Source organism: Mesorhizobium sp. BH1-1-5 (genome assembly GCF_020165615.1).
Taxonomy (GTDB): Bacteria; Pseudomonadota; Alphaproteobacteria; order Rhizobiales; family Rhizobiaceae; genus Mesorhizobium.
Window position 1 is genome coordinate 285,782 of sequence record NZ_JAIUIM010000003.1, and the last position, 18,919, is coordinate 304,700.

Here is an 18,919-nt window from a genome sequence, read left to right on the forward strand (position 1 = left end):
GCCAGCGGCTATGCACCTGCCGGCGCGGCCGCTGGAGATCAGGCCTTGGCTTTTGGTTTGGTCGCCTTTGCCTTGGCGGGGGCCTTGGCGGGTTTTTCCGCCTTCGCGGCTTTTGGCTTGTCGGCCTTGGCGGCGGTCACCTTCTTGGCGGATTTCGGCTTGCCTGCCGCATCCACCTCGGCTGTGGCCCGGTCCCAATGCTCGATATGCGCGCCTTCCGGCCGGCCAGCCTGCTCCCAGATCTCGTGCGCGCGCTGGCGAATGCGTTCGTGCCTGTCGTCCGTCACTGTCGCCTCCTAAGGTTGGGACGGTTCCCCGGCGCGAACATTAGCCGAATTTTCGCGCGGCGTCTTGGGTATAGACGCAGCGCGCAAACGCATATTAGAGCAAAACCAGGTGATGGTTCAGGGATCGTCGGAGAGCACAACGATGCCGAGATACGCGGCCTTCTTGGCAATTAGGCCGGTCAGATCGGCGTCGGAACGGTCGGTGCCGGTGCGCTCGCGCAGCAGCGTGACCGCCTGCCTGATCGACAGCAGCCCATCGCCGCGCTCGGCCAGAAGCTTGTCGACCTGGCGTGCGATGTCGGGTGATTCGACGTGTGGATGATGCATGGCAACGACTCCTTCCGCGCTTCGCTGCCTCCCAAACCGGTGCCTATTCTAGGCCTCATGCCCGGATGCGAAAAGAGCCCGATCCCGATGCTTCGGTCAGAGGGATCGGGCTCTCCAGGGGCCAGATTTACTGGATCACCTGAACAACACGGCGCGTGCCGGGATCGATCAGCACCGTATGGTCGTTGACGACCGCATAGCGGTACTGGACGTCCGGAACCTGCTGCAGCTCAACGGTGTCAGGCACGGTGGAACCGATGCCGAGTTCGAGGCCGAGCACGTTGACCGAGGCGACCGGATGTTTGTGGACATATTCCTTCACCACGGTCTGCTGCTCGGGGGTGACGATCACCTCGTCCGCGGCCGCGACGCCGATGCCGGCCATCAGAGCCAGGCCGGCGACAGCTGGAATGAGGGTGGTTTTCATCGTTTTTCTCCTGTTGCGTTGGCGAGCTCCGCCTTGCCTCCGCGGGGGCGGAAACGTTGCAGGTCGAACATGGGAGCTCCCGGGGCAAACGCCGCCGGCAGGGTGTTGTTCCGTCAGCGGTGACTAATTGATTTGGCGGAACCTTCGCATCGGCTCTGCATTAGAAGGCTTTGAAACTCCCAAGACTTTGAAATTCAAAGGGCGCCGTCGTCATGCGAGAAGGGTCCATCAAAAGCGACATCGAACTTCCGGCTCCGGTGACTATCGCCGTCGGTGCGGGCTTCAGGCGCGAGATCGCCTCACTCACCGCGATGCAGAACTTTCTCAAGGAATGGCCATCCGCCTCGCGAAGCGAGAGCTACGGCAGGGCGTTGCGCGCCTGCGAGGCGGCGCGGGCCGGCGAGATCGATCTCGACACGGCGCGGCAGGCATTCCTGGTCTTCGCCAAGAAGGCGGGGATCGAGTGGACCGGCGCCGATCCGGTCGCGGTGCTGCGCGAAGCAAAGATCAGGCGCAGCCGGGCGCGCGAAAGCCGGGCGCCGAACCGACATGTGCCTGGATAGGCCCAGCCTCGGCGCGTTTCAGACTCACGCCATACGTATCGGCCTTGCTACAAGTTTTAGGGTTTGGCCGGCGGATCCGGAAGCGAACTGGCGTCGCTTGGCGTCCGCTTTGCCCGCAGACCGTCGCCAGGCCGGCTGACGGTCGACTGGATCGATCCGGGATTTTGGCTGGTGGCCGCTGTCAGCTCGGCGTCTGTTCGCCCAGCGCCTCGGTGACGAAGGACGCGGCGATCAGATCGTCCGCGTCGATGCGTAGGGAGCCTTCGCTGCCCCCCATGATGGCGGCGACCTTCTGAAAGGTCTTCATTTCATGCTCGGTGATCCGGGCGTCCTGCATTCTGGCCTTAAGATCGGCCACCCGCATCCCGAGCGAACGGGATGTTCCGATTTCTCGTTTCGACATGTCGGTTAGTCTCCTCCTCGCCCGCCCATACCTGTTCGCCACCGCCCGAATCTCAACGCTGCCATTGATTTGTGTTGTCTATGAGACAGCGCGGACCCAGAGCCGCTAACTCAAACGCGGCGGGAAGGTTCCCTTTAGCACATGGTAACAAAATAATAATCGGTTAACGGCCCGACGCCGGGACCGGCGACGGACCGTCAGATTTGGCGCGATGTCAATCAGTCGAGGACCTTGACGATCTTGCGCGTGCCCGGGTCGACGATCACCGTCCGGTTGTCGACGACGACGTAACGGTATTTGACGTTCGGCACTTCATGGAGCTCGACCGTATCGGGAAGCGTGCTGCCGATATTCAACTCGACGCCCGGAACCTTCACTGAGGCCAGCGGCTGTTTGTGCACATATTCCTTGATGACAGTTTCCTGCTCCGGCGCGATGACAACATCCTGCGCGGCAGCCGCGCCAATGCCCGCGAGAAGCAGGAAGCCGGCGGCGGCGGAGGTGAGGTGTATTTTCATTGGTCGTCTCTCCTATGTGGATTTGAATCAAATCACCTTGATGCTGCGCCTGCGATTTTCCACAGCGGGTCGGCATTGCCGTAACGCCATTCGCCAACCCTTGTTCCTGCAAAATTTAAACTCGCGCTTCCAAAAATACTGCCTCCGCGCTCCGCCAAACCATCATCTTCGCCCGGCGCTGCAATTTCGGAACAATGCGTTTCGGGCGGGGTTACCCATGCGAAGGGACCGACTTTCCGAGGAGAAAATCCAATGAAACATCTGCTGATCACAAGCATGATCGCACTCGGCGTCAGCTGCGGCGCCGCGATGGCCCAGACCGAATCCGCGCAGCCGAGCGGCAGCGACAATTGCCAGGCCGGCACGGCAGATTGCCAGAAGGGCGGCAAGGCAGGCGGTCAGGCCCAGGGCGAGGTGAAATCGAAAACCGAGATGAACGCGCAGGGCAAGGCCGGCGCCAACCCTGAAGAGCAGGCCCAGGGCAAGGCCAAGATGAAGACCGATGAGCAGGCACAGGGTCAGGCAGGCATAAAAACCGACCAGAATGCTCAGGACAATACGCAGCTGAAGAAGAAGCAGCAAGCGCAGGGCAAGGCTGGCGCCAGCACTGAGCAGAACGCCCAGGGCAACACCAAGATGCAGACCGAGCAGAACGCCCAGGGCAAGACCGGTACAACCACCCAGCAGAATGCCCAGGACAAGACGAAGACCCAGACCGATCAGCAGGCTCAAGGTAAGACTGGCACAACGACCGAGCAGAACGCTCAGGGCAACACCAAGATGCAGACCCAGCAGAACGCCCAGGGCAAGACCGGTACCGCCACCGAGCAGAATGCTCAGGGCAACACCAACGTCGAGACCGACCAGAACAAGACGGCGTCAATCAACAACGTGACGGTGGAACAGAAGACGCAGATTACCCAGGTCATTCATGAGACCCATGTCGAGCCGGTTCGCGATGTCAGCTTCGACATCTCGGTCGGCATCGAGGTGCCGCGCCATAAGGTACGCCTGCACCGCCTGCCGGCCCGCATCGTCAAGATCGTGCCTGCCTACGAGTCCTACGAGTATTTCGTGCTGGCCGACGGACGCATCGTCATCGTCGACCCCGACACCTACAAGATCGTGCTGATCCTGACCTGATCCGGACAGCAAGAGGACAAGGGCCCGCCTACATGGCGGGCCTTTTTTACAGCACTGATATCTCATCACGTCAGGTGCGCAGGGGCAGCACTGCAGTCATTAGACATGCGTTGAATGCTGCGACCCAGGGAACGATCTGGCGCAATTCCCAGTTGTCACAACGGAGGTCCTGCGCCCGTCGTCCCTATCAACGTCGGACGAAAGAGCGATCAGCCTGCCGGCAAATCGTTCAAGCTTGCGGTCCACCCGGAAAAGGTGCATGGGTCAAGATGGGTAGAGATATGGGCGAGATCGTCGATGACCGAATGTGGTCGAGGCGCTCGGTTGGGCAGATGTATTTTCCGCAGTTTCTTGTGGGAATGGTGGCAACGCTTCTGGTTATCCTCGGCTGGACCTTCATGTCCACGGGATCTGTCTGGATGGCGATCGGCTGGACATTCCTGGCGGCCGTGGCGCTGCAGGCCGGCTATTTCGTGGCCGTGCTCTGGCTCGTGCACGGCGAGACCGACGTGACCGACGAAAGCAAAGCGGATGCAAGCTCGGCGCCGGCCAAATTGCCCGGCCCGTTCGAGCGCGACGGCATCATTCACGCTCTCATCTTGTGGCTTTTCCCGAAACTGCTGCCCTAATCACGTTGAGTGGCATTTCGCGGCCAGGGCCGCCGATGGATCATCTTCTTCCTTTTCGAAATGCGGCCATGCTGCAATAGCCCGGCACGCTGCATTCCTCTGCTCGAATGCAGGAGCCGGGCTACGCCCGGCATCAGGACTCCGAGGCGCCATCACTTTGTATTGTCGCCAACGGGTCGTCTTTTAACAAAGTTAATGCGGGCTCAACGCAAACGACCGGCTTGCAGCCAACTTGGACTGCAACTGCGACCAAAGGAGGCTGCAAGCCGGCCGACTTGCCGAGCTAACGCACGGTGACCGATGAGGCCGAGCGCACCGTCTCCGAAGCCGAGAAGACGACGAAGCCAAAGACCAGCACCGCAGCGGCGACGATCAGCGAGCCGATCGCCACGACAGGCTCGACCTCCGGATGGCCTGCCGCCAGCATCCAGTACAGCGCCGGCAGCATGATCACGATGCCGACCGTATAGAGGCCGTAGTGGATCATGGCGATGCGACGCTCGGCCTTGGCCGGATTGAGCGCATAGTAGCCGCCGAAGATCGCGCTGGTGACCCAGCCAAGAAGGTTGATGTGGGCATGCGCCGGGAAGGCGCCGTGATCACCCGAAATCGCCATCTGCAGCCCGGCGGCGATACCCAGGATGAGAAAGACGATGGCCGTCTTGAAGAAAAGCTCCGAAACCCGTGGCATTTTGTTGTCCTCCCAATGCCTCTATAAACCCGATTCCACTCTACATCGCGCAAGTCGAATTAGCCATCACACACCTAGGTCGGTGCGGCCATCGGGCGAAAGCGGCGAGATTGGTCCCATCCGGCAGATTTTCAAAAAAATGGCTCGCCCCTTTCGAGGCGAGCCAAAAAGGGAGCCGGGCTTGAGGTCGGCTCCCATCCAGGTTGCCACCTGAATTTCAAACATGGCTAACGTAGCAGGGTGCGGGGTTTATTCCACCACAATAGCGGATCGATCCGGTAAGGTTTTCCAACCCGCGCGGCAGCGCAAGCCCTTGCCGATCGGGCACCGCGAACAAAGGCGCCGACCGAACGTCCCCTTCCTTTCTAGCCGGAGGGCGAAAGCATGCGCTTCAGCGTCCAGTCTGGTTCCATTGCGTCCATTCCCCTGAATACGAGGCGTCCCACGCCTTCACGTCGCTGAATAGTCGAAAGGAGGGTGGCCGAATTTGGCTCGAAAGCTCCCGCAATTTTGGCCGCAATCTAACATTTTCGTATGAGGGGCATTCGCGCCCGCAATGACGATCCGCGACCGGCCCGGGCGCCTTGCAAGCGCGCGGCATTTGGGCAATGCTTGGGATTGGGGGAGTGGTTTCCGTAATGTCGGAAGCACGATTACATGTTCATTGACTACTACGAACTTCTGGAAATAAGCCCGAACGCCAATTCTGAAACCATCGAGCGGATCTTCCGCTACTTTGCTATGCGCTACCACCCCGACAATCGGGAAACCGGCAATGAAGCGCGCTTCAGCGAAATCGTCGAGGCTCACAATACACTGCGAGACCCGGTCAAACGGGCTCAGTACGACATCCTTTATCGCGAGCATCTGGGCCTTCGTCACGAGCTTACGGAAGGCGCGCGCGATGCTGGCGGCATGGAGAGGGATGCCGTCATCCAGGTCAATCTGCTGTCGCTTCTCTATGTGAGGCGCCGGCGGGACGTCAACAATCCGGGCATCGGCGACGACGAGCTCGAGCGCCTGTCGGGTTGCCCTCGCGAGCACCTCGAGTTCCACCTCTGGTACCTCAAGGCGAAGGGCTTCATCGGCAGGACCGAGAACGGGACATTCGCGATCACCGTGGAGGGCATCGATCACGCAGGGATGAAACACGGCGGGGAGCGAGCCGACGCCACCCGCCTGCTCGATCACGCCAACTAGGCCGATCATCAAAAGCCCGCCTACTGGCGCCTGAACCAGTGGCGGGCTCGATGAAGGAACAGCTACATCCCCGAGGAATCGACTGTCGTCTTCTCAACTCCCCATATCTGGGCTCGGTTCGCCGGGGGCGGCGGAGTCTAAGCCATGCACCATGGCGGGCAAGAACAGGGAGCATGGTTAGATTGACGTTGTGCTTCACCGAATACAAGGTGACTGAGGTCCGACGCGCCGACGCATTGGGCCGGTGCCGACGCGTCGAGGGTGGGCGAGGACGTCCCGCCAAGAGCCTGTTTGACGCAACCCCGCGTGGCTGGCGTTTCGAATATATCAAAAAGTGTTGCCGGCCTGTCGTGCCGACGATAAGTGTATCGGACTACGACATTTTTGCGAAAGAAGCCTGCGACACCCGAACGTGCGCACTGCCAGGTGGCGTCTTGCGTTTCATTCGCCAAGAAACCACCGGCCATTCGCGAAAACAGGTGGCAACCTGTAGCGGGAATCGACACCCAACTGCGGCTCCCGCTTTGGCTCGTCTCGATCGAGACGAGCCATTTTTCTTCTGAGACCGCGAGTATCGACAAAAAAACCGCCGGGCGAGACCCGGCGGCTTTCGTCCACCCTCTGGTCGGTTCGCCCGACTTTATGGGGTTGTCGTCGTTGTCGTCGCGGTGGCAGCGGCGATGGCGTCGACCTTGCTTGCCAGCGTATCCTTGGCCCACGCGGTGACGTCGGCGTCGACCGGCTTGTTGGCCATGTCGGAAAGGGCGGTGTCCAAGGAAGCATCGGTGGGAGGCGGTGTATTTTGAGCCGCGGTCGTGGTGGCGGCGAGCGCATTGTTAGCTGCGGTCAACGCGGCATTCGCCTCATCGAGCTGCTGCTGGGTCGGGGTGGGCGCGCCGGGCGCAGTCAGCGCAGCGAGCGCAGCCGTGGCGTCATTCACAGCCTTCTGGGCCGCATCAACCGCCGCCTGCGCGTTCTGGGCCGCCGCGGTTTGCGTCACATAGGCCTGGACGCCCGCGAACTTCTTGCTCTTGGAATTCATGTAGGCGTTGATGTTGCGCTTCAGCGAGTTCAAGCGGCCGAGCTTGGCGTGAAGGTTCTTCTCCTTCGGCGTGGCAGCCGTCGTCGTGTTATCGGTCGAGCTGTCATCGGACGTGCTGTCGGTTCCCTTGTTGTGGCCGTGAGCGGAAGCCGACTTGCCGTGCGAGGCACCGCTGTTGCCATTGCCGTTGCCACCGGCATTTCCGCCGCCGTTTCCGTTGCCGCCATTACCATTGCCATTGCCGCCGCCATGGCCGCCGCCGTTGCCGCCGCCATTACCACCGGCGCCGGCGAATGCGGGGGCCGCCGCGAGCGCCAGAATGGCAAGGGATGCCAGAAGTGTCTTTCGCAATGTCATTGTGCTTCTCCGCAGATGAATCGTAATCGTGGCCCAACCGCTAGGCAGGCTCTTATGAGAATTTCCTAATGGCGTCGGATAAACTTTAAGCAATTGCGGTCGCGAAATGAGAGCATGGCCGCTGCCGCCCGGCGGTTTTCGGAAAATTTCGCTTTAACTCCTTGAAATTTAATGGAAATATAAAGGGCCGAGCGCCCTTGGGCCGTTTGGAACAATGAGGGCCCTCACCCCGCCAGACCATGGTCCCAAAAGGCGTTCTTGCGCCCGCGCAAGGGCGAGAGCAGCAAGGTCCCGTCGCACAGAAACTCACCCGGCTTCCGCAGCGCGGCATCCTGATCCGCGTGTTGTGGCCGCGTCCCGCCCCTTGACCCTTGCGCCGGTGCCGGACCGGCGACCGCTCCCCCTACCCGCCGATCAGCGGCACGGTCACCGAGGTGGTGTAGCTGATCGGGTAATCGCTGAAATAGGGGAAGCTGATGACGAAGGCATAGCTGGCGTTGACATGAGCCATGCGGAAGCCGCCGCTCGCCGGATCGATGGTGATGGTGACGTTCACATTCTTCAGGCCAAGCGCCTGAAGCTTCTGCGTGGCGACGGCCTGGATGTCGGACTGCGTCAGCGTGTTGTTGAGCTGCAGCGAGCGCGCGGAGGCTTCAAGCGCATAGCGCACGCTGGACATGCTGTTCATCGACCAGCCAAAGGCGAAGATGCCGAACAGCAGCGTGATGAGGAAGGGCGCAATCAACGCGAATTCGAGACCGGCGCCGGCCGAGGCATCGCCGGCAAATGCCCGCAATCTTTGGCTAGCGGACACGGACCACCTGCAGATGGCCCATGGCGGTGTTGTCCGGATATGGGCCGAAGGTGAACGGCGGAACCCAAGTGCCCGATGCCTGGATCTGGACGAAGACGGTAGGCACTTTCGGTCCGCTGCAGATGGTGGTCGAGGTGACCACGGTCGTGCCGCATTGATAGGTCCGGCTCACCGTGACCGCCGCGTCAGCCGGTTTCTGTTCCCAGCTCGCCAGCGCCGCGGCCTGGGTGGCATTGTCGTCGGTGCCGCCGGCCATGACGAGGTTGGCGGCCGTCTTGACTCCTGCCCGCATCGCCAGCGAGCTGGTGACGTAGGACCAGCCATCGAGGACGCCGAGAAGAGCGGCACACAACACCGGCATCACCAGCGCGAGTTCCACCGCGGCGATGCCGCCGCGGTCTCTACCGAAACGTTTTGCCGCTAGCCCCATGGCCGCTACTCGACGACCGCAACCGACTGGGCGGCTGGGATATCTTTCATCCCGAGGCTGGTGCAGTCCTGGTTGATGGTCGAATTGCCCGACCACTGGATGGTGTCGGCAACGACTTGCGTACAGCCATTCACGCCCGAGAAATTGCCGAGATAGTTGACCTGCTGCCTGGGAAAATAGATGGCGCCGGTCAGAAGCGAGTCCGCGGTGCCGTTGAAGGTGCTCTTCGCTGCGGTCCCCGTCCTGTCGCCATAGAACAGCACGCCCGAATAGGTGCCCGAGGTCGGCGCGCTCAGCGTCACCGTGGCATTGCCATTCATACTGACGGTGTTGTTGCCTGCCATGAAGATGGTAACGCCGCTGCCGGAGACGACAGCGTTGGCGTTGACCTTCATACTGCCCTGCACGACATAGACGCCGGGCTGCAATGTAACGTTGCCGTTGAGGCTCATGCCACTGCAGTAGGTGCCGGGCTGAAGTGTCTGCGACGTCTTGTTGCCGTTAACGTTTTTGCATGGGTTGCTCGCCGCGGGCGCCGGCAGGCTGGCGAACGGGTCGGCGGCCGGCAGCGCCTGGGTAATCGCGGCCTTGCAGACCATCACCGGCGGATTGTTCAGCACCACGCCGCCGACAGTGATCAGGCAGTCGGTCTGGACTGCCGCCGAGCCCTGGATCTTGATGGCGTCGGAGGCGTTCGAATTCGCCATGTCAACGCAGCCGACTTTCTTCGCGTTGGTGCTGCCGGAGAAAAGCAAGGCCTGCGAGGCCGTGAGACTGAGAGCTATGTCGCAAGCTTTGGAAGCATCGGTGATCAGCGCCACCGCCCTCGCCCGCTCCGGCACCTTCGTCTGCGTGAAAATGGAGGTGAACATCCGGTCGAGGTTCTGGTTGAGGATCACCTCCACCGCCTTCTTGGCCGTGTTCGGTCCGGACGTCGGCGGGGTGTTGACGACGATGGTGCCGCCGCCAAGTCCGTTCGAGGTGGCCGATGTCGTGGCGGCCGAGGTAATGGCGACGGTGTCGGAGCCCGCGATCTTTTCCAGCGCGCCGGCATAGGCGGCCGCATCCGCGATCGCTTGCAGCTTCAGGCTCGAATAGTACCAATAGGAGGTCTCGACGCCGAGCCCCGCGCCGCCGACGACGACCGGCAGTGTGAACGCAAAGATGGTCGCGACATTGCCGCCCTTGCCTTCGCAAAAGCGCCGAGAGGCGGGCCGAGAAAAAAGTTGTCTGAAGAACCGACCTGAAAAGGCCATGGCCAAGCGCGCCCAAACTATCCCGGCCGTGACGTCATCATTACCGTATGAATGAATGCCTAATTAATTCGCTCGACTTGCGCCGGTAGGACCGCAGCGGGCCGCCGCCCCCATCTTGGGCCGCCAACATTACGACTTAAGGCTTAGCGTCCTTCAGACCTAAGGTCTAAGTATCAGTAAAACCATATATTTTAGCACTTTCTGCATTTTAACTTTTTTCCAAATCGCTCGTTGAGACGGCGCGCCTATCACTCTTGCCGTACGGCAAAGGGCGGGTACATGTTTGGACGGTTTTGGGCTTCAAGGCGCGGCAACTTCGCGGTCGCTACCGCTGTCGCCATGGTGCCGGTGATGCTTGGCCTGGCAGGGTCCATCGACCTGATAGGCACCAGCGACGACGCGGCGCAGCTGCAGAATTCGCTGGACGCCGCCGGCCTTGCGATCGGCACCAAATACCAGCCGAGCATGTCGGCGAGCGACGTGCGGCAACTCGGCCAGACCTTTTTCGCTGCCAATATGAGCGCCGCGGATGCGCAGGAATATTCCGGCAGCGTCGCCGCCTTCCAGGCTGCCGCCAGCGGCGATCCGAGCGCCTACTTCCTTTCGCTGTCGTCGAGCATCAGCCGCCCGGCCTTCGTCCCCGGCATGCCGGCCTGGCAGGCGACGCGCTCCGCCTCGGTCAAGATCAAGCCTGGCGCGCAGGCCTGCGTGCTGGCGCTCGACCCGCACGCCGACGATGCGGTCAACCTGCAGGGGTCGACCAATGTGGCGATGACGGGCTGCGTGATCGCGGCCAATTCGGATGCCACCGACGCCGTCAACCGGGGCGGCTCGGCGATCGTCAGCGCCGGCTGCGTCTCAACGGTCGGCGGCACGCAAGGATTGACCCCGCCCAGCGCCACGCTTTCCTGCGGCGCGCCACACGAAAACCAGTACGCCTCGTTCGATCCGCTGGCCGACGTCGTTCCGCCTCCCTACACGCTCTGCCTGCCGGTGCCCAACGGCAAGACGATAACGCTCTCGCCGGGCACCTATTGCGACAAGACCCTGTCGGGGAAGATCACCCTCAATCCAGGCACCTACATCATGCGCAACATCACCATAAAGCCGGGCGGCAATGGCAGCCTGACCGGCCAGGGCGTGACGATCTTCCTGATGGAGAACTCGCAGATTTATATCAACGCCAACGAGCAGGTGAACCTGTCGCCGCCGACCAGCGGCCCCTATCAAGGCATCACCATCTATCAGGCGCACGGCAACACGCAGGCGCTGACGCTGAACGGCGGATCCGGCTCACTGGTGAGCGGCTTCATCTACGCCCCGGACGCCGCCATCACCTATACCGGGAATTCGGATATGAACGCGCAGGGCAGTTGCCTGCGGCTGGTCGGCAACACTGTCGCAATGACGGGAAGCTCCGCCGTGAAATCGGACTGCACGGCCGAACTCGGGAACCGCGAAATGTATGCGGGACGGATGATCACCCTCGCGAAGTGACCCGCCCGCCGAGAGGCAGATCATATCTAGCCCACGATGTCGGCGCCGGCCTGCTCATCGAGGAGCACGGCGCAGCCGCGCTGGAGCGCGACCTGCGTCAAGGCGTTAGCCGCATCCGCATCCGACGAGACGAAATCGCCGGTCAGGACGCGCAATTCCTCGACGGCCTTCGACATCGGCACGAGACGTCCGGCCAAACGGTCGCTCGCGCATGCGTCGATGACGCACAGAAGATCGATGAGTTCGAAATTATGCATGGCGGCCTCCGCCAGCGCCGTCCCTTCGCTCAATCAACGGCGTCACGCGCTGACTGGTTCCCGCCGAGTTCATCCGTGCGGTCTCGCCGGCGCGAGCCTGAGATCGAAGCGGGCGGGCAGGCAGGGCTCGATACAGGCCTTTCGCAGCGATCCGGTTGCCATCGTGTCGACCGGGAGAAGGATCACCATCTTGGCATGGCGCTCAGGCCAGAGCGGCCTGCCGAAGACGAAGAAGACGCTGGCAACGAACGCCGCCAGAAACAGCGTGGCAAACAGGTTCGCGATGATCCTGCCGGGTAGCATGGCCGGCAACTCCAAGAGCTTTTTGGGAGGGAAAGGAGTGCCCGCCATATCGCAGGAAATGGCAGGCACTCCGTGGTCAAACCGCCGATGAAGGGACTTTGTCCGGCGGCTCGCTAACCCAATGAATTGATGGCGCTGTTGTTGCCTCGAAATCGGCGCCTCGGGCCTCTGCGTTCGATGGGTGAGACTTCAGTCCGAACAGGCCCCGGACCGTCGCCCGAAGGCCGGAATATCCGCCTTCCATGAAGAGGCGCCAACCGCTTGGCTGAACTCGCGGTCGCTTCGATTATATTAGCGATACCTCATAATAAAGCGTATGGATGAGGCAGCGGTCGCCGACGATCGCATAGTCGTGCTCCGCTTGCACAAAGGGAGGATGCCATGGCCGAAACCGCAGTGAACGTCAGCAAACTCGAATTCAAATCGCACAACAATCCCGACGAGGTCCGCGCGCCCGCCAAGACGCGTGTCGAGATCGTCCGGCTGCCGGGCTATACGCTCGGGCGGATGAACATGCAGCCGGGCTGGAAATGGTCCGAATGCGTCAAGCCGGTGGTCAAGACCGAGAGTTGCCAGGTCTCGCATGTCGGCTATGTCGTGTCCGGCTCGATCACGGTGCGAATGACCGACGGCACACAAAAGACCTTCGAGGCCGGCTCTTCCTACACCATCCCGCCCGGCCACGACGCCTGGGTGGAAGGCAACCAGCCGTTCCAGTGCATCGAGGTGCTGAGCGCCGAGCAATACGCCAAGCCAGCGTAGACGATTGGCGGCTGGGCGCTGCTATTGGGCGCGCAATCCTTTCTGCGGGAATGCGCGATCGGATTCCAAGGCCCACGCGCGTCGCTTCGCGCCTTGCTCGGTTCTCGAATGACGAACGCTTCAAGTCGCGTTTCCCTTGCAACCGCGTTGCAAACGTACCGGTTGTGCGCGGTTGCAACTGTTCTGGTATCCGGCTCGCCAGCTTGACAAGAGACCGCTTTTGTTCTCTTTATGTTCCGGTTAAATCCCTTACAAAAGACGCAGCTAATGCTGCGGCGCCGCATTGCGGACCGGATGGAGACGGAGCGCAGGATGCTCGCCACGAACGACGCCGCGGCCGCCACCATCCTGCATGCCGATCTTGACGCCTTCTATGCCTCCGTCGAGCAGCTGCTCGACCCGTCGCTGCGCGGCAAGCCGATCGCCGTCGGCGGCGGTGTGGTGCTGGCGGCCTCCTATGAAGCGAAGGTCTTCGGCGTGCGCGGCGGCATGCCCGGCCGCAAGGCGCGCGAGCTCTGCCCGCAGCTCATCTTCGTCGGCGGTCATTTTTCAGAGTACCAGCGTCTCGGCGACGCGGCGATCAAGGTGCTCGGCGATTTCACGCCGGTGGTCGAGCGCATCTCGATCGACGAGGCGTTTGCCGACGTCGCCGGCTGCACGCATCTGTTCGGGCCGCCGCAGGAGATCGCGCGAAAAATCCGAGAGCGGGTGAAGACCGAGCTCGGCCTGCCGATCTCGATCGGCGTGGCGCGGACGAAGCATCTCGCCAAGATCGCCTCGCAGGTGGCCAAGCCCGATGGGCTGGTGGTGGTCGAGCCCGGCACCGAGCTCGCCTTCCTGCACGACCTGCCTGTCACGCTGATGTGGGGTGTCGGCCCGGCGACCAAGGCGAGGCTCGCCGAAATCGGCGTCGAGACGATCGGGCAGCTGGCGCGCACGCATAGCGGCGCGCTGGAGCGGCTGATCGGTCATGCCGCCGGCCAGAAACTTGCAGCGCTTGCCTGGAACCGCGACCCGCGCAAACTCGAGACGCATCGCCCCGCGCATTCGGCCGGCGCGCAATCGGCGCTGGGCAGGAAGCCGGCGCTGCCGCGCGTCTTCGTGCCGACGCTGCTGCATCTGGCCGACCGCGTCGCCAGCCGGTTGCGCGCCAAGGACCGGCCCGGGCGCACGGTCACGGTGCGCGTGCGCTTCGCCGACATGCGCTCGGTGAGCCGCTCGATCACGCTCGAACAGCCGATCCAGGCGACCGCGATGCTGGCCGAGATCGCCGAGGAGCTGGTGCGCGGCGTGCTCGCCGCCCATCCGGGCGAGCGGGACATCTCGCTGCTCGCCATCTCCGTCTCGCATCTGGAGGAGCATGCCGAGCTGCAGCTCGAACTGCCGCTCGGCCTGGTGGACGAGAAGCGCAAGCCCGGCAGCCGCAAAGGTCTCGCCCGCTTCGGCGCCGACCGCGCCATCGACAAGATCCGCCAGCGCTTCGGCAAGGAGGCGGTCGGCTACGGCACGGTGGCGCTGGAAGGCGCGCGCTCGGTGCCGGACGGGTTCAGGGAGCTGGCGGAGAAGGAGTTGTAGCGTGCCCTCAGCCGGCGCGCACCACCGCCCACTCCAGCCGCATCGTCGCGCTCATCGTTTGCCCATCACCGAGCACCGTCAGTCCCTCGCCGTGATGCGCGTCGACCGGGTGGGAGACCGGCTCGAAGCAGAAGAAGCCAGCATCCGGCGACGGCGAATAGAGGATGTAGACGTCGAGCTTCGGCGAAGCGCTCAGCGTGATCTTGATCCCATCGTCGAGCTGCGCGATCGAGGCGCGGCCGTCCCAGCCGTCGAAGGCGTTGTTCACCCAGCCCTGCGGCAGTGGGATGGGACGCGCGAAATCCCAAGCCGGGCGCTCGCCCACCGGCACGACGCCGACGGGCAGGTGCCGCTCGTCCTCCAGCCAGACGCGCTTCGCCTTCGCCTTGAGCAGCGTTTTCCCGCCGCGCGGAAACCACGGATGGAAGCCGAGGCCGTAAGGCAGGCGCATGCCGGCGCGGTTCTCGACGGTGACGCGCGCCTCCAACGCGCCGTCCTGCAGCGCATAGGTCACGGACGCCGCATAGCGGTAAGGCCCGATCGCCCCCTCGTCCAACACCAGCTCGGCTTCGGTGTCGGTTTGGCGGGCAAGCCGCCACGGCTTCTGGAACCCGTCACCATGGATCGGAAAGGCTTCGCCGGGCACATTCGGCGCGACCGCATGGAAGCGAGCATCAAACTCGAAGCCGCCGCCGGAAATACGGTTCGACCACGGCACCAGGAGCTGGCAGCCGGATGTGCCGATACCGTCCCCCGGCTTCAGCAACGGAACCGGCTCGCCGCCGATCGCCAGCGCGTCATATCGGGCGATCGCCGCACCTTTCTCGGGCGCCAGGACCAGCCTCGCCCGCCCGTCGCTCAGCTCGACCGCGCCGGGCATGTCTTACCAGCCGCCGTCGACGGCAATGTTCTGGCCGCTGATCATGTCGGAAGCGGGCGAGACGAGGAACAGCACGAGATCGGCGACGTTATGAGGCTCGATGCGCTTCTTCAGGCTCTGGTTCGCGAGGATCCAGTCATTATACTCCTGCAGCCGGTCGCCGAAGACGCGCTCTTCCGCCTCCGAGACCACCGCGCCCGGCGACACGGCGTTCACCCTGATGCCATGCGGCCCGAGCTCGCGCGCCAGCGATTTGGTGAGGCCGAGCATGGCGCCTTTCGACGCGACATAGGGCACGTAGCCGTCCCAGCGGCCGTTGAGCGTGATCGAGCAGAAGTTGACGATCTTGCCGTAGCCCTTGGCCTTCATGCCTGGAGCGCAGGCCCGCGCCAGCGCGAAGGCGGCCGATGAGTTGACGCGGATCTGGTCCTCATACTCGGCGAGCGAAAATTCCTCGAACGGCCGGTTGATGATCAGCGCCGCGTTGTTGATCAGGATATCGATGCCGCCTTCCTTCGCCGCCAGCGCGGCAACCGCCGCTTCCGCCTCGGCCAGCCGGTTGAGATCGCAGCCGACGAAGGCGATGTCGCCGCCAGCTTCGCCGGCCAGACCGGCGACGGTCTCCACCGCATTTTCGGCATCGGGGCGGTCGAGTAGCAGCACGCGCGCGCCGGCCCGCGCCAGCGTCACCGCCTGGGGCCGGCCGAGCGAGCCGAGGCCGCCCGTCAGCAGCACCTTACGACCAGCAAGCACCTTCATTGCCAAGTTTCCCTAGAGCACGCCATGCACTTCGTCGATCGAGGTATCCTCGATGCGCTTGTCCAGCACCACCTCGCCGCGCGCCATCGCCACGATGCGGTCGCAGCAGTCGAAGACGTGATGCATGTTGTGGCTGATGAAGACGCCTGTCACCCCCTGCTCCTTCAAGCCGCGCACGAAGCCGATCACCTTGTTGGTCTCCTTGACCGAGAGATGGTTGGTCGGCTCGTCGAGGATCATCACCTTCGACTTGAAATGCATGGCGCGCGCGATGGCGACGCCCTGGCGCTGACCGCCGGACAGCTCTCCGACGAGCGCGTCGGGAGAGCGCAGATGCAGGTCGACATTGGCAATGGCCCGCACGCTTTCCTCGGCCATCTTCTTCTGGTCGAGGATGCCGACGCCGAGGACCGAGAACCGGGTCGGCTCGCGGCCGATGAACAGGTTCCTGGCGATCGACATGGTGGGGACCATCGAGTTGTACTGGTAGATGGTCTCGATGCCGAGATCCATCGCGTCGCGCGGCGTAGCGATGCTGACCGCCCTGCCCTCGACCTTGATCTCTCCCTGGTCGGCGCGGTGGACACCGGACAGGATGTTGATCAGCGTGGACTTGCCGGCGCCGTTGTCGCCGACAAGGCCGAGCGCCTCGCCGCGCCGGAAGTCGAGCGAGACGCCCTTCAGCGCGTGCACGCCAGAATACCATTTGTGCAGGTCGCGCACCGAGATGATCGCTTCGCCCACGGCTCAGCCCTCCATCTTGATGGCCTTGGCGCGCTTGCGCATCCAGGCATTGGCGACGACGGCGAAGATGGTGAGGAAGCCGATGGCGAACTTGAACCAGTTGGCGTCGACGTGGCTCAGCACGAGCCCGTTGTCGATGACGCGGATCAGCGTCGTGCCGATGATGCCGCCCATCACCGTGCCGATGCCGCCGGTGAGCGAGGCGCCGCCGATGACCGCGGCGGCAACCGCCTGCAGTTCCAGTCCCTCGCCGATCGAGGGCAGCGGCGAGCCCAGCCGCAGCACCTGCAGCATGCCGGCGAAGCCGGAAAGCACCGAGCACAGCATGAAGCAGACGATCTTGACCCTGGCGGTCGGGATGCCCATCGAGGCGGCCGCCGGCAGGAAGCCGCCGGTGGCCTTGATCCAGTTGCCGAAATTGGTGCGCGACAGCATCAGCGAGGTCAGCACGGCAACCGCCACGAACCACAGGAACGACATGCGGAACATGTTGCCCGGCCCGACGTAGGAGGTGAAGAGCCAGTTGGGCAGGTCGGCGGGTAAGAGCGGCGGGAAACCGCCCGAGACGACGACGGTGAGCGAGCGCGCCATGAACAGCATGCCGAGCGTGGTGATGAAGCTCGGTATGGCAAAGCGAATGGTGATGTAGCCGTTGACGAAGCCGATCGCCGCCGCGACCAGCAGTCCGGCGAGCAGCGCCAGCGGGAACGGCCAGCCATGCACCATCAGCACCGCCATCGACATCGGCATCAGCGCAAAGACCGACCCGACCGAGAGGTCGAACTCGCCGCTGATCATCAGGATGGTGACGCCGATGGCGACGAGGCCGGCCTCCGGCAGGATACCGAGGATGCCGCGCAGATTGTCGGCGTTCAAGAACACGCCGTGCGAGCGCACCTGGAACAGGATGATGAGCAGCACCAGAAGGATCAGCCCGGCCAGCTCCGGTTTTTCGAGATAGGTCTTGAACAGGCGCTTCAACGAAGGCTCCGGGGTTCGGGATTCGGACGCATCGGCGACGGCAGGCGCCGCCGATGCAGGTCTCGCTATCTGGGGAGCTTACCTCAGTCCCTGGGCGGACAGCGCCATGATGCTGTCGGCTTCCTTCGGCCGCACGATGCCCTGACCGGTGTCGATGTCCGAAGGAGCAAGGCCGATCTTCTTGTTCAGATAGGCCTCCATCACCGGCATGAAGCCCTGCATGTAGGGCTGCTGGTCGACCAGCGCCTGGACATAGCCCTTCTGCATCTGCTGCAGCACCTCGGGCACCAGGTCGAAGCCGCCGAGCAGCACCTTGCCGGGGGCCACGCCGCGATCGGCCAGCACACGCGCCACGCCGGCGCACCAGAAGCCGGTGTCGAAATAGGCCGTGGTGTCGGGATGGGCGTTCAGATAGGCGCCGACGCGGTCGGAAGTGATGGCGAGATCGGTGCCGCTGTCGATGCGCTCCCAAGACACGTCGCGGTCTTTGTGCGCGGCCTTGTACTCCTCGAGGAACTGCATGATGCCGGCGCCGCGGCTTTCCGACCAGTTCTGGCCGGGAGCCGAAATGCCGACCAGCACCTTGATCGGGCCGTCCTTCGGGAAGCTCTCAGAAATCGCCTTGGCGAGCGAATAGCCGGCCGGCTTGAAACCCTGGCCGACGAAGGCCTGGCGCGCGTTGCCCTTGGCGCCCTCGGTGTCGTCGACATTGACGGCGATCACCAGCACGCCCGCGTCACGCGCCTCCTTGATGACGTCGTCCAGGGCGTGGTCGTCGACGATGGAGGTCAAGAGCGCGTCGGGCTTGGCGGCAAGCGCGGCGCGCATGTTCGCTACCTGCTGCTCGACCGAGCCCTCGGTCTGGGTGAAGACCATGTTGCAGTTCGCTTCGACCTTGGCGCAGGCATCGTCGAAGCCTTTCTTCACCGCCTGCCAGAACGTGTTCGAGGCCGACGAATGATGGGTGAAGACGATGTTGAGCCCGTCGGCGCGGGCTACGGATTGGCCGCCGATCAGGGCGACGCCGAGCAATAGCATTGCGGTGAGTTTCTTCATGTCTGTTCCTCCCTTTGG

Annotated in this window: 24 protein-coding genes; 7 read left to right on the forward strand and 17 right to left on the reverse strand. The window is 63.1% G+C overall.

Annotated features, from left to right (window positions below; genetic code table 11):
* Nucleotides 1-38 precede the first annotated feature (38 nt).
* The 3 genes from LB572_RS05905 to LB572_RS05915 all read right to left on the reverse strand — a co-directional run bounded on the left by LB572_RS05905 (nt 39) and on the right by LB572_RS05915 (nt 1,041).
* Nucleotides 39-287: a DUF2934 domain-containing protein gene (locus LB572_RS05905; RefSeq protein WP_140807484.1), complete on the reverse strand. Its 249-nt coding sequence runs from the start codon at nt 285-287 to the stop codon at nt 39-41.
* Nucleotides 288-404: 117 nt separating this feature from the next.
* A complete protein-coding gene (locus LB572_RS05910) occupies nt 405-614 on the reverse strand; it encodes a hypothetical protein (RefSeq protein ID WP_224667054.1) in 210 nt (69 codons plus the stop codon).
* Nucleotides 615-741: 127 nt separating this feature from the next.
* Entirely contained in the window at nt 742-1,041 is a 300-nt protein-coding gene (locus LB572_RS05915; RefSeq protein WP_140807486.1) for a DUF1236 domain-containing protein, read from the reverse strand.
* A 212-nt stretch (nt 1,042-1,253) separates the two neighbouring features.
* Here LB572_RS05915 and LB572_RS05920 point away from each other — a divergent pair, with 212 nt between their 5' ends.
* Nucleotides 1,254-1,604 (forward strand): DUF982 domain-containing protein, encoded by a 351-nt coding sequence (locus LB572_RS05920; RefSeq protein WP_140807487.1) that lies wholly within the window; start codon nt 1,254-1,256, stop codon nt 1,602-1,604.
* A 181-nt stretch (nt 1,605-1,785) separates the two neighbouring features.
* On the opposite strand, the gene LB572_RS05925 is transcribed toward LB572_RS05920, so the two are convergent.
* Both LB572_RS05925 and LB572_RS05930 read right to left on the reverse strand, forming a co-directional pair.
* Nucleotides 1,786-2,007, reverse strand: a complete 222-nt coding sequence (locus tag LB572_RS05925) for a hypothetical protein (RefSeq protein WP_140807488.1) — start codon at nt 2,005-2,007, stop codon at nt 1,786-1,788.
* A 218-nt stretch (nt 2,008-2,225) separates the two neighbouring features.
* Nucleotides 2,226-2,525, reverse strand: a complete 300-nt coding sequence (locus LB572_RS05930) for a DUF1236 domain-containing protein (protein WP_224667055.1) — start codon at nt 2,523-2,525, stop codon at nt 2,226-2,228.
* A gap of 252 nt (nt 2,526-2,777) precedes the next feature.
* Here LB572_RS05930 and LB572_RS05935 point away from each other — a divergent pair, with 252 nt between their 5' ends.
* Both LB572_RS05935 and LB572_RS05940 read left to right on the forward strand, forming a co-directional pair.
* Entirely contained in the window at nt 2,778-3,668 is an 891-nt protein-coding gene (locus LB572_RS05935; RefSeq protein ID WP_224667056.1) for a DUF1236 domain-containing protein, read from the forward strand.
* A 281-nt stretch (nt 3,669-3,949) separates the two neighbouring features.
* Nucleotides 3,950-4,297 (forward strand): exopolysaccharide production repressor protein, encoded by a 348-nt coding sequence (locus LB572_RS05940; protein ID WP_224667057.1) that lies wholly within the window; start codon nt 3,950-3,952, stop codon nt 4,295-4,297.
* Between the two features lie 283 nt (nt 4,298-4,580).
* On the opposite strand, the gene LB572_RS05945 is transcribed toward LB572_RS05940, so the two are convergent.
* Nucleotides 4,581-4,988: a hypothetical protein gene (locus LB572_RS05945; RefSeq protein ID WP_140807491.1), complete on the reverse strand. Its 408-nt coding sequence runs from the start codon at nt 4,986-4,988 to the stop codon at nt 4,581-4,583.
* 657 nt (nt 4,989-5,645) lie between these two features.
* Between LB572_RS05945 and LB572_RS05950 the strand changes: the two genes are divergently transcribed.
* Entirely contained in the window at nt 5,646-6,188 is a 543-nt protein-coding gene (locus tag LB572_RS05950; RefSeq protein WP_224667058.1) for a J domain-containing protein, read from the forward strand.
* Nucleotides 6,189-6,828: 640 nt separating this feature from the next.
* Here the strand turns inward: LB572_RS05950 and LB572_RS05955 are convergent.
* From LB572_RS05955 to LB572_RS05970, 4 genes are all read right to left on the reverse strand, one after another.
* Nucleotides 6,829-7,680: a hypothetical protein gene (locus tag LB572_RS05955; RefSeq protein WP_224667059.1), complete on the reverse strand. Its 852-nt coding sequence runs from the start codon at nt 7,678-7,680 to the stop codon at nt 6,829-6,831.
* A gap of 310 nt (nt 7,681-7,990) precedes the next feature.
* The gene (locus LB572_RS05960; protein ID WP_224667060.1) at nt 7,991-8,401 is read right to left on the reverse strand and encodes a TadE/TadG family type IV pilus assembly protein; all 411 of its coding nucleotides are present in this window, start codon (nt 8,399-8,401) and stop codon (nt 7,991-7,993) included.
* Nucleotides 8,391-8,831 carry a TadE/TadG family type IV pilus assembly protein gene (locus tag LB572_RS05965; RefSeq protein WP_140807495.1) on the reverse strand — a complete coding sequence of 147 codons (441 nt, stop codon included), beginning with the start codon at nt 8,829-8,831 and terminating at the stop codon, nt 8,391-8,393. Before LB572_RS05965 ends, LB572_RS05960 begins: the two co-directional genes overlap by 11 nt.
* Before the next feature lie 5 nt (nt 8,832-8,836).
* A complete protein-coding gene (locus tag LB572_RS05970) occupies nt 8,837-10,087 on the reverse strand; it encodes a pilus assembly protein TadG-related protein (protein ID WP_140807496.1) in 1,251 nt (416 codons plus the stop codon).
* A gap of 279 nt (nt 10,088-10,366) precedes the next feature.
* Here LB572_RS05970 and LB572_RS05975 point away from each other — a divergent pair, with 279 nt between their 5' ends.
* Nucleotides 10,367-11,584 (forward strand): TadE/TadG family type IV pilus assembly protein, encoded by a 1,218-nt coding sequence (locus LB572_RS05975; RefSeq protein WP_224667061.1) that lies wholly within the window; start codon nt 10,367-10,369, stop codon nt 11,582-11,584.
* A gap of 26 nt (nt 11,585-11,610) precedes the next feature.
* Here LB572_RS05975 and LB572_RS05980 read toward each other — a convergent pair whose 3' ends face one another.
* On the reverse strand, nt 11,611-11,841 hold the full coding sequence (locus tag LB572_RS05980; protein ID WP_140807498.1) for a hypothetical protein: 231 nt from the start codon (nt 11,839-11,841) through the stop codon (nt 11,611-11,613).
* Nucleotides 11,842-11,910: 69 nt separating this feature from the next.
* The gene (locus LB572_RS05985) at nt 11,911-12,144 is read right to left on the reverse strand and encodes a polymerase (RefSeq protein WP_140807499.1); all 234 of its coding nucleotides are present in this window, start codon (nt 12,142-12,144) and stop codon (nt 11,911-11,913) included.
* Between the two features lie 381 nt (nt 12,145-12,525).
* Between LB572_RS05985 and LB572_RS05990 the strand changes: the two genes are divergently transcribed.
* Both LB572_RS05990 and dinB read left to right on the forward strand, forming a co-directional pair.
* On the forward strand, nt 12,526-12,906 hold the full coding sequence (locus LB572_RS05990; protein ID WP_224667062.1) for a cupin domain-containing protein: 381 nt from the start codon (nt 12,526-12,528) through the stop codon (nt 12,904-12,906).
* Between the two features lie 312 nt (nt 12,907-13,218).
* A complete protein-coding gene (dinB, locus tag LB572_RS05995) occupies nt 13,219-14,481 on the forward strand; it encodes a DNA polymerase IV (protein WP_224667063.1) in 1,263 nt (420 codons plus the stop codon).
* Between the two features lie 7 nt (nt 14,482-14,488).
* Here the strand turns inward: dinB and LB572_RS06000 are convergent, their stop codons facing one another.
* The 5 genes from LB572_RS06000 to LB572_RS06020 all read right to left on the reverse strand — a co-directional run bounded on the left by LB572_RS06000 (nt 14,489) and on the right by LB572_RS06020 (nt 18,901).
* Nucleotides 14,489-15,361, reverse strand: coding sequence for an aldose 1-epimerase (locus tag LB572_RS06000; protein ID WP_224667064.1), 873 nt, complete (start codon nt 15,359-15,361; stop codon nt 14,489-14,491).
* A 3-nt stretch (nt 15,362-15,364) separates the two neighbouring features.
* The gene (locus LB572_RS06005; protein ID WP_224667065.1) at nt 15,365-16,120 is read right to left on the reverse strand and encodes an SDR family oxidoreductase; all 756 of its coding nucleotides are present in this window, start codon (nt 16,118-16,120) and stop codon (nt 15,365-15,367) included.
* Between the two features lie 12 nt (nt 16,121-16,132).
* Nucleotides 16,133-16,864 (reverse strand): ATP-binding cassette domain-containing protein, encoded by a 732-nt coding sequence (locus LB572_RS06010; protein WP_224667066.1) that lies wholly within the window; start codon nt 16,862-16,864, stop codon nt 16,133-16,135.
* A 3-nt stretch (nt 16,865-16,867) separates the two neighbouring features.
* Nucleotides 16,868-17,845, reverse strand: coding sequence for an ABC transporter permease (locus LB572_RS06015; protein WP_224667067.1), 978 nt, complete (start codon nt 17,843-17,845; stop codon nt 16,868-16,870).
* Nucleotides 17,846-17,923: 78 nt separating this feature from the next.
* Nucleotides 17,924-18,901 (reverse strand): sugar ABC transporter substrate-binding protein, encoded by a 978-nt coding sequence (locus tag LB572_RS06020; protein WP_040980481.1) that lies wholly within the window; start codon nt 18,899-18,901, stop codon nt 17,924-17,926.
* Nucleotides 18,902-18,919: the final 18 nt, after the last annotated feature.